The organism is Streptococcus sp. 3874, from assembly GCF_013276425.1.
Lineage (GTDB): Bacteria > Bacillota > Bacilli > Lactobacillales > Streptococcaceae > Streptococcus > Streptococcus pseudopneumoniae.
Genome location: NZ_VMLA01000071.1, coordinates 1 through 10,080 on the forward strand (window position 1 = coordinate 1; position 10,080 = coordinate 10,080).

General features: G+C 40.2%; 10 protein-coding genes and 3 pseudogenes. 11 read left to right on the forward strand and 2 right to left on the reverse strand.

Features of this window, described 5'->3' with window-relative positions; all coding sequences use genetic code 11:
- Positions 1 to 296: pseudogene (locus tag HT703_RS07585) on the reverse strand (transposase); the annotation flags it as partial.
- On the opposite strand from HT703_RS07585, the pseudogene HT703_RS07590 reads away from it, so the two are divergent.
- From HT703_RS07590 to HT703_RS07630, 9 genes and pseudogenes are all read left to right on the forward strand, one after another.
- Positions 289 to 429 (forward strand): annotated as a pseudogene (locus HT703_RS07590) (cupin domain-containing protein); the annotation flags it as partial. The pseudogenes HT703_RS07585 and HT703_RS07590 overlap by 8 nt on opposite strands.
- Positions 430 to 512: 83 nt before the next feature.
- Positions 513 to 1,220 (forward strand): response regulator transcription factor, encoded by a 708-nt coding sequence (locus HT703_RS07595; protein ID WP_172930009.1) that lies wholly within the window; start codon positions 513 to 515, stop codon positions 1,218 to 1,220.
- Positions 1,221 to 2,552, forward strand: coding sequence for an ATP-binding protein (locus HT703_RS07600; RefSeq protein ID WP_023939913.1), 1,332 nt, complete (start codon positions 1,221 to 1,223; stop codon positions 2,550 to 2,552).
- A 166-nt stretch (positions 2,553 to 2,718) separates the two neighbouring features.
- Positions 2,719 to 3,594, forward strand: coding sequence for a substrate-binding domain-containing protein (locus HT703_RS07605; RefSeq protein WP_000669500.1), 876 nt, complete (start codon positions 2,719 to 2,721; stop codon positions 3,592 to 3,594).
- Between the two features lie 117 nt (positions 3,595 to 3,711).
- Entirely contained in the window at positions 3,712 to 4,575 is an 864-nt protein-coding gene (pstC, locus tag HT703_RS07610) for a phosphate ABC transporter permease subunit PstC (RefSeq protein ID WP_000165892.1), read from the forward strand.
- Positions 4,568 to 5,383 carry a phosphate ABC transporter permease PstA gene (gene pstA / locus HT703_RS07615; RefSeq protein ID WP_000049768.1) on the forward strand — a complete coding sequence of 272 codons (816 nt, stop codon included), beginning with the start codon at positions 4,568 to 4,570 and terminating at the stop codon, positions 5,381 to 5,383. The genes pstC and pstA overlap by 8 nt, the downstream gene beginning before the upstream one ends.
- Position 5,384: 1 nt before the next feature.
- On the forward strand, positions 5,385 to 6,137 hold the full coding sequence (pstB, locus tag HT703_RS07620) for a phosphate ABC transporter ATP-binding protein PstB (protein WP_000536446.1): 753 nt from the start codon (positions 5,385 to 5,387) through the stop codon (positions 6,135 to 6,137).
- A gap of 14 nt (positions 6,138 to 6,151) precedes the next feature.
- Positions 6,152 to 6,802: a phosphate signaling complex protein PhoU gene (phoU, locus tag HT703_RS07625; RefSeq protein WP_054392639.1), complete on the forward strand. Its 651-nt coding sequence runs from the start codon at positions 6,152 to 6,154 to the stop codon at positions 6,800 to 6,802.
- A 40-nt stretch (positions 6,803 to 6,842) separates the two neighbouring features.
- Positions 6,843 to 7,245, forward strand: a pseudogene (locus HT703_RS07630) (transposase); the annotation flags it as partial.
- A gap of 151 nt (positions 7,246 to 7,396) precedes the next feature.
- On the opposite strand, the gene HT703_RS07635 reads toward HT703_RS07630, so the two are convergent.
- On the reverse strand, positions 7,397 to 7,837 hold the full coding sequence (locus HT703_RS07635; RefSeq protein ID WP_054392637.1) for a helix-turn-helix transcriptional regulator: 441 nt from the start codon (positions 7,835 to 7,837) through the stop codon (positions 7,397 to 7,399).
- Positions 7,838 to 8,067: 230 nt separating this feature from the next.
- Between HT703_RS07635 and HT703_RS07640 the strand changes: the two genes are divergently transcribed.
- Together HT703_RS07640 and galU are read left to right on the forward strand one after the other, a co-directional pair.
- Entirely contained in the window at positions 8,068 to 9,084 is a 1,017-nt protein-coding gene (locus HT703_RS07640) for an NAD(P)H-dependent glycerol-3-phosphate dehydrogenase (protein WP_054392635.1), read from the forward strand.
- Between the two features lie 21 nt (positions 9,085 to 9,105).
- Positions 9,106 to 10,005, forward strand: coding sequence for a UTP--glucose-1-phosphate uridylyltransferase GalU (galU, locus tag HT703_RS07645; protein ID WP_001185620.1), 900 nt, complete (start codon positions 9,106 to 9,108; stop codon positions 10,003 to 10,005).
- Positions 10,006 to 10,080: the final 75 nt, after the last annotated feature.

The following is a 10,080-nucleotide window of genomic DNA, read 5'->3' on the forward strand; positions in this document are numbered from 1 at the left end:
CTTGAGGATATATCTTCATAAGCCCTTGATAAGCACTGTCAGCCAAGATTTTACCAGCTTGTCCGATATTTCTGCGACTCGTTTTGAACAACTTCATATCATGACAATAGTTCACAGTGATCTCCAAAGAAACAATTCTCCCTTGGCTTGTGACAATCGCCTGAGCCTTCATAGCGTGGCATTTCTTTTTACCAGAATCATTCGCTAATTGTTTTTTTAGGACGATTGATTTTTACTTCCGTCGCATCAATCATTACCGTGTCCTCAGAACTGAGAGGAGGTCTTGAAGTTGATAAGGATTATGCTCTGGTTTCTTGTCTTGTTGCTCCTGGTTTTGAATTTGAGGATTTTGAATTATTTGAAAGGGTAGATCTACTGGCGACCTATCCAGAGCACAAGGAGATGATTGAGCGTTTGACCAGATCCTAGTCTTGATAAGCAAATTTAATCTGATTTAGCAATGTTAGGATTTCTGATAATTGTGTTATAATGTTACCAATAGGAGATAATAGATGATAAAACAAGTCTTATTAGTGGATGATGAAGAACACATTCTGAGATTGCTTGACTACCATTTAAGTAAGGAAGGCTTTTCTACTCAATTGGTAACAAATGGACGGAAGGCCTTAGCTTTGGCAGAAACAGAACCCTTTGATTTTATCTTGCTTGATATCATGTTACCACAATTAGATGGCATAGAAGTTTGTAAGCGGCTGAGAGCCAAAGGCGTCAAAACTCCAATTATGATGGTTTCTGCGAAAAGTGATGAATTTGATAAGGTTTTGGCCTTGGAATTAGGGGCTGATGACTACCTGACCAAGCCTTTTAGCCCTAGAGAATTGCTGGCGCGTGTCAAGGCTGTCCTCAGGCGAACTAAAGGAGAACAAGAAGGAGATGATTCAGATAATATCGCTGACGATTCTTGGCTATTTGGGACCTTGAAAGTATACCCTGAGCGTCATGAAGTCTACAAGGCGAATAAGTTACTGAGTTTGACCCCAAAAGAATTTGAACTCTTGCTCTATCTTATGAAACATCCCAACATGACACTGACTAGAGAGCGTCTTTTGGAACGTATCTGGGGGTATGACTTTGGGCAGGAAACACGTTTGGTGGACGTTCATATTGGTAAGTTGAGGGAAAAAATTGAAGACAATCCTAAAGCCCCTCAATTTATTCGAACCATTCGGGGTTATGGTTATAAGTTCAAGGAGTTATAGATGAAACGCTACCTTCAATTTTGGCTAGTCAATCTAAGTGTTAGCCTCATTCTGATTGCAGGGATGGCATTAACTTGGATCAGTAAAGGCATCGGTCTCTTTCTTCTAGCCCTTTCTTTGGGACTAGGTAGCTACTGGCTCTTTTGCCTTTGGAAATGGGAAGTTGCTTTTGAGACCTTGCACCAACCTCTCTTGACCAGTAGTGAATACTTTTTAGAAAAAGGGCAAGAAGACTTAAAGTCTTTGGCTCAGTATGTGTCTGGCCTAAAAACCAAAGTCTCCCAACAGGATCAGCAATACAAGGACCTAGCCGAAACAATGGAGGTTCTTCTGTCGCACCTAACCATGGGGACGTTTTTAGTTTCCGCTCAAGGTCAGATGTTATTATCCAGTCGCTCTCTGCCTCATTATTTTCCCGATGTGGACGGCGACATAAGTTCACTTGATGACCTCAAACGGATGGATATTCGGAATTTAGTTCACCAAGCCTTTGATCAAAAAACAAGGTTAAAACAAGAAGTAAGTGGGTTTCATGAGGGTGACTTGATTTTAGAAGTGACAGCAGTTCCCGTTTTTAGCCCCACCCAATCTGTGGAAGCTGTGCTCGTCTTGCTATATGATTTAACAACGATTAGAACTTATGAAAAGTTAAATTTAGCCTTTGTTTCAAATGCCTCCCATGAATTGAGGACACCAGTTACTTCGATTAAGGGCTTTGCTGAAACCATTAAGGGGATGTCAGTTGAAGAAGAAGCGCTCAAGGATGACTTTCTAGACATTATTTACAAAGAAAGCTTGCGTCTTGAGCATATTGTTGAGCATCTTCTTACCTTATCTAAGGCTCAACAAATGCCTGTACAATGGACGACCCTTTCTTTGGCAGAATTTGTACAGGATTTGACTCAAAGCTTGCAACCTCAGCTCAAGAAGAAGGATTTACAGCTAAAGGTGCAGGTGCCAGATGATGTCACCCTCGTATCAGATAGTCAATTACTTTCCCAAATCTTACTCAATCTTTTAACCAATGCCATCCGTTACACTGAACAAGGGGGAAAAATTGAGGTCAAGACCCAAAAGGTGAACGAAGGCATTAAGATTTCTGTGTCAGATACAGGGATTGGTATTAGTCAATTAGAGCAGGATCGTATTTTTGAACGTTTTTACCGAGTTAATAAAGGTCGAAGCAGACAAACTGGTGGCACTGGTCTTGGCCTTGCTATTGTCAAAGAACTTAGTCAATTATTAGGTGGCCAAGTCACGGTGACGAGTCAGCTTGGCAGAGGCAGTTGCTTCACGATTTTTCTTCCTAACCAATCTTTCGCACAGGACTAATAATTTTTAAAGCTATTTTTAGGAGCAGCCACTTTTCAAAAGTGGCTTTTTTTGATTCTTTACACAATCTTTACATGAATCAGGGATAAACCTTTACAAAGACTTGTTAGACTATAAGTGTAGTAATCCTACACAAGAAAAATACATAGAAATAAAGGTGATTATTATGAAATTCAAAAAAATGCTTACTCTTGCAGCCATTGGCTTATCAGGATTTGGGCTTGTTGCCTGTGGCAATCAGTCATCTGCTTCCAAACAGTCAGCTTCAGAAACGATTGAGGTGATTTCACGAGAAAATGGCTCTGGAACACGGGGGGCCTTCACAGAAATCACAGGGATTCTCAAAAAAGACGGTGATAAAAAAATTGACAACACTGCCAAAACAGCTGTGATTCAAAATAGCACAGAAGGTGTTCTCTCAGCAGTTCAAGGGAATGCTAATGCTATCGGCTACATCTCCTTGGGATCTTTAACGAAATCTGTCAAGGCTTTAGAGATTGATGGTATCAAGGCTAGTCGAGACACAGTTTTAGATGGTAAATACCCTCTTCAACGTCCCTTCAACATTGTTTGGTCTTCTAATCTTTCCAAGCTAGGTCAAGATTTTATCAGCTTTATCCACTCCAAACAAGGTCAACAAGTGGTCACAGATAATAAATTTATTGAAGCTAAAACCGAAACCACAGAATATACAAGCCAACACTTATCAGGCAAGTTGTCTGTTGTAGGTTCCACTTCAGTATCTTCTTTAATGGAAAAATTAGCAGAAGCTTATAAAAAAGAAAATCCAGAAGTTACGATTGATATTACCTCTAATGGGTCTTCAGCAGGTATTACCGCTGTTAAGGAGAAAACCGCTGATATTGGTATGGTTTCTAGGGAATTAACTCCTGAAGAAGGTAAGAGTCTCAGCCATGATGCTATTGCTTTAGACGGTATTGCTGTTGTGGTCAATAATGACAATAAGGCAAGCCAAGTCAGTATGGCTGAACTTGCAGACGTTTTTAGTGGCAAATTAACCACCTGGGACAAGATTAAATAAAATGTTTGCTCCATAAATCTCTAAAGAGATGCAGGCGTTTCATCGTACAATAAGATAAAGAAGGCAAGTAGGGAGGTGTCGTATCTCCCTTACTTTCTTCACTAGAAAGGACAAGATGTGACAAAACAAGCCTTCAAAGAAGCAGTTTTTAGGGCAATTTTTTTCATGAGTGCAACAGTAGCTGTTGTAGCTATTTTGCTAATCTGTTTCTTTATTTTTAGTAATGGCTTACCTTTCATGGCTAACTACGGCTTTGCCCGTTTTTTATTAGGCAGTGATTGGTCGCCAACGAACATTCCGGCAAGCTATGGTATTTTACCAATGATCGTTGGTTCCTTATTAATTACCTTAGGAGCGATTGTGATTGGGGTGCCAACAGGCATCTTGACATCGGTGTTTATGGTTTATTATTGTCCAAAGCCCGTCTATGGCTTCTTAAAATCAGCTATTAACTTGATGGCGGCCATTCCATCTATTGTTTATGGTTTTTTCGGCCTACAATTATTGGTGCCTTGGATTAGAAGCTTTTTAGGAAATGGCATGAGTGTCCTAACCGCTTCGTTACTATTAGGAATAATGATTTTGCCAACCATTATCAGTTTGTCAGAATCTGCTATCCGAACAGTTCCCAAAACGTATTATTCTGGTAGCTTGGCTCTAGGAGCTAGTCATGAACGGAGTATTTTTAGTGTCATCTTGCCAGCTGCGAGATCTGGTATTTTATCAGCAGTTATTTTAGGAATCGGTCGCGCAGTAGGTGAAACCATGGCAGTTATTTTGGTGGCAGGCAACCAGCCGATTATTCCAAGTGGACTCTTTTCAGGAACCAGAACCTTAACAACCAATATTGTTCTGGAAATGGCTTACGCATCAGGTCAGCATAGGGAAGCCCTTATTGCAACCTCAGCAGTTCTCTTTTTCCTTATTCTCTTGATTAATGCCTACTTTGCCTACTTGAAAGGAAAATCATCTTATGAGTAAATACCTGCTAAAACTTCTCGTTTATTGTTTTTCAGCTTTAACCTTTGGCTCTCTCTTTTTAATCATTGGTTTTATCCTCATCAAAGGCTTACCTCATCTAAGTCTATCCCTCTTTTCTTGGACTTATACTTCTGAGAACATTTCCCTTATGCCAGCGATTATTTCCACCGTTATTCTGGTCTTTGGTGCTCTTCTTTTAGCCTTGCCCATAGGGATTTTTGCTGGTTTTTATCTTGTGGAATATACAAAAAAAGATTCCCTTTGTGTTAAAATCATGCGATTAGCCTCAGATACCTTGTCTGGGATTCCTTCCATTGTTTTTGGTCTGTTTGGCATGCTCTTCTTTGTAGTCTTCTTAGGTTTTCAATACTCTCTGTTATCAGGAATCTTAACCTCAGTCATCATGGTGTTGCCAGTCATTATTCGCTCAACAGAAGAAGCCCTTTTATCTGTTAGTGATAGCATGCGTCAAGCAAGTTATGGACTTGGGGCAGGTAAGTTACGGACTGTTTTTAGAATTGTTCTACCAGTTGCCATGCCAGGTATTTTAGCTGGAGTGATACTAGCTATTGGCCGTATCGTTGGTGAGACAGCTGCCCTCATGTATACATTAGGTACCTCTACCAATACGCCAAGTAGTCTCATGTCTTCAGGTCGTTCTCTAGCCCTGCATATGTATATGCTGTCAAGTGAGGGGCTACATGTCAATGAAGCCTATGCTACCGGTGTGATTTTGATTATTACTGTTTTAATGATAAATACTCTATCAAGCTTATTATCTCGAAAACTTGTGAAAGGAGCTTCCTAGTATGGGAACATTTTCAGTCAGACACCTAGACTTATTTTACGGGGACTTTCAAGCCTTAAAAAATATTTCGATTCAATTACCAGAAAGACAGATTACTGCCTTGATAGGCCCATCTGGTTGTGGTAAATCAACTTTTCTAAAAACCCTTAATCGGATGAACGATTTGGTTCCTTCTTGCCATATTGAAGGCCAAGTCCTCTTAGATGAGCAAGATATTTATAGTAGCAAATTCAACCTTAATCAGCTACGTAAGCGTGTAGGGATGGTTTTTCAACAGCCTAATCCCTTTGCCATGTCTATCTATGATAACGTGGCTTATGGCCCAAGGACACATGGTATTCGAGACAAAAAACAATTAGATGCCTTAGTGGAAAAATCTTTAAAAGGGGCAGCCATTTGGGACGAAGTCAAAGATAATCTTAAAAAGAGTGCCATGTCCTTATCAGGCGGTCAGCAGCAACGCCTTTGCATTGCGCGAGCTTTAGCAGTAGAACCTGATATTCTGTTAATGGATGAGCCGACTTCAGCCTTAGACCCTATCTCCACTTTAAAAATTGAAGACCTCATTCAGCAACTAAAAAAGGATTATACGATTATCATTGTTACCCATAACATGCAACAAGCTTCACGTATTTCAGATAAAACTGCTTTTTTCTTAACAGGAGAAATTTGCGAATTTGGAGATACCGTTGACGTGTTTACCAATCCAAAAGATCAGCGCACAGAAGACTATATTTCAGGACGGTTCGGATAAGGAAGGAAAAACCTATGAGAAATCAATTTGATTTAGAATTGCATGAATTAGAACAATCCTTTTTAGGACTAGGACAACTTGTCCTTGAAACAGCTTCAAAAGCCTTACTGGCCTTAGACTCCAAAGACAAGGAGATGGCAGAGCTAATTATCAATAAGGATCATGCTATCAACCAAAGTCAAAGCGCTATCGAATCGGCCTGTGCCCGTTTGTTGGCCTTGCAGCAGCCACAAGTGTCTGACCTTCGATTTGTGATTAGCATCATGTCTTCTTGTTCAGACCTTGAACGTATGGGAGACCATATGGCAGGCATTGCCAAAGCTGTTTTGCAACTAAAAGAAAATCAACTAGCCCCTGGCGAAGAACAGTTACACCAAATGGGTAAATTATCCCTCAGCATGCTGGCCGATTTATTGGTTGCCTTTCCTTTGCACCAAGCCTCAAAAGCTATTAGTATTGCTCAAAAAGATGAACAGATTGACCAATATTATTATGCCTTATCAAAGGAAATCATTGGACTTATGAAAGACCAAGAAACCTCAATTCCCAATGGAACTCAATACCTTTATATCATAGGTCATCTGGAACGCTTCGCTGATTACATTGCTAACATTTGTGAACGCCTAGTCTACCTAGAAACAGGAGAACTAGTGGATTTGAATTAATTCAACTAATCCTTAAAAGAGAAGAGTACGATTAAGTGCTCTTTTTTATGATTGTAAAAAAGTTCATTTGACCAATTTAAGCAGTGTAGATAGTGAGGAGCTGTTTCAATTCTATCGTGAACGAGGGCTTTATCAAAGAAAGGAAAGCAGGATTCTTTGGGGATAAGACAGATAGTTCGACCATGGTTAAGAATGAAGTACGTATGATGATGGGCTATCTGGCTTATAATCTCTACCTCTTTTTAAAGCAGCTAGCTGGTGATGAAGTAAAGGCCTTGACTATCAAGCGTTTTCGACCTCTCTTCCTTCATATTGCCGGAAAATATGTCTCTACTGCTAGACGACATATTCTCAAATTCTCAAGTCTATACGCCTATTCAAAACAATTTCAAGCCTTATTTGATACAATCTGCCAGATAAATCTGATACTCCCTGTTCCATATAGAGCTAGAGGGCAGGGGAAAACATGCCTAACAATAAGTCACCTTATTTTAGAAATCGAGCATCAAACCAAGGGAGGAGTCTGCCCTTTTTTAGGAAAAAATCAAGACAAATCTCCTCAATCATGTCTCAAATATTAGAAATCAAGCAAAATCACCAGAAGGACAGTAGTTTAACTAGCTTTTCTGGTGATTTTTGAACTGTGTAGTTCGTTAGTGCCAGATATGAATAATTTGGGATGATAAATCTTTCTTCCTCAGGTAGCCTATCATAATACTCTTCAAAAATCTTATCAAAAACACTCTCTTTCTTTTGGGCGATAGTTTCATCTTCGTATGTAGGAGTCCTCATCAAGAAATACTTCAATTTTAGGTATTCCTTATCCAACTCTATATAACTTGGCATCAACTTGTAATCTTCAACCCCCAAACGCTCAGCGATATATTTTAACTTTGTTAGTGTTGGTCTGGATTCTCCATTTTCAATTCTAATTAATTGACGGATACTCAATTCAGACTCATCACCACAAAATTCTGAACTACTGATTTTTTTAGCCAAACGTAATCTTTTAATTTTTTCGCCAAACTCTCGCAACCCACAAGAACCTCCTGAGTTGTTTACCTCTATTATAGCATATACTGAATCAAACTATCTATCAGATTTCTTCTCACTTTAACTAAAGACTAGAGACTAAGAGTTTATCACTTCGTCTCGGTTTTGATATATTTTTAAAGTAACAAAGCCACCACTATCCCAGCAATGTAAGTGCAAAATCCTCTAGAATATGATAGAATAAGAGAAAGGACTCTATTAAGGAGGAAATCATGAAAAAACAAACCGTCGCCGTCTTGGGGCCTGGTTCCTGGGGAACTGCCCTTTCACAAGTCTTAAATGACAATGGACACGAGGTACGTATTTGGGGAAATCTTCCCGAACAAATCAATGAAATTAATACCTATCATACTAACAAGCACTACTTTAAAGATGTCGTTCTAGATGAAAATATCATTGCCTACACCGACTTAGCAGAGGCACTGAGAGATGTGGATGCGATTTTGTTTGTTGTCCCAACAAAAGTGACACGACTTGTTGCCCAACAAGTTGCACAAACCTTGGACCATAAGGTTATCATCATACACGCATCAAAGGGATTAGAACCTGATAGCCATAAACGATTATCAACCATTCTTGAAGAAGAAATTCCTGAACATCTCCGTAGTGATATCGTCGTTGTTTCAGGACCTAGTCATGCAGAAGAGACCATTGTGCGTGACCTAACTTTAATAACTGCTGCTTCTAAAGATTTACAAACAGCTCAATACGTTCAGGAGCTATTTAGTAATCACTACTTCCGACTTTATACCAATACGGATGTTATCGGGGTCGAAACCGCTGGTGCTCTCAAAAATATTATCGCTGTCGGTGCCGGAGCTTTACATGGTTTGGGATTTGGTGACAACGCTAAGGCAGCCATCATCGCTCGAGGCTTGGCAGAAATCACCCGCCTAGGGGTAGCACTCGGGGCTAATCCACTGACCTATAGCGGCTTATCTGGTGTGGGAGATTTGATCGTAACAGGAACCTCCATCCACTCTCGTAACTGGAGAGCCGGAGATGCTCTTGGTCGTGGAGAATCCCTAGCTGATATCGAAGCCAATATGGGCATGGTGATTGAAGGAATTTCAACGACTCGAGCAGCCTATGAGCTAGCGCAAGAACTTGGAGTCTATATGCCGATTACGCATGCCATTTACCAAGTTATTTACCAAGGAACCAATATCAAAGATGCCATTTATAATATCATGAACAATGAATTTAAAGCAGAAAATGAGTGGTCTTAACCCTCTAGAGAAAGGATTCTTATGGCACTGAAAGTTAGAAAAGCAGTCATTCCTGCCGCTGGACTAGGAACTCGATTTTTACCAGCAACCAAGGCCCTTGCTAAAGAAATGTTGCCAATTGTAGACAAACCAACTATCCAGTTTATCGTGGAAGAAGCTCTCAAATCAGGTATTGAAGATATTCTGGTTGTCACTGGTAAATCAAAACGTTCTATTGAGGACCACTTTGATTCAAACTTTGAATTGGAATATAATCTCAAAGAAAAAGGTAAAACAGATCTGTTAAAATTAGTAGATGAAGCAACTGGCATGCGCCTTCATTTCATCCGCCAAACTCACCCTCGTGGTCTTGGAGATGCTGTCCTACAAGCCAAAGCTTTTGTGGGGAATGAGCCCTTCGTTGTTATGCTGGGCGATGACCTTATGGACATCACAGATGAGAATGCCGTTCCTTTGACAAAACAACTGATGAAGGATTACGAGCGGACACACGCATCAACCATTGCTGTCATGCCCGTACCACACGAAGACGTTTCATCATATGGAGTCATTGCTCCTCAAGGTGAAGGAATCAACGGACTCTATAGCGTTGAAACTTTCGTTGAAAAACCAGCGACCGAAGATGCACCAAGTGATTTTGCAATCATCGGTCGCTATCTACTCACACCTGAGATTTTCGACATCCTCGAAAAGCAAGCTCCTGGTGCGGGAAATGAAATCCAGCTTACCGACGCTATTGATACCCTTAATAAAACACAACGTGTTTTCGCCCGTGAATTTACAGGAGCTCGTTACGACGTTGGGGATAAGTTTGGATTTATGAAAACATCTATTGACTACGCCCTCAAACATCCACAAGTCAAAGATGACTTAAAAGATTACCTCATCCAACTGGGAAAAGAATTGGCTGAGAAGGAATAATACTCTTCGAAAATCTCTTCAAACCACGTTAGCTTCACCTTGCCGTACTCAAGTATAGCCTGCGGTTAGCTTCCT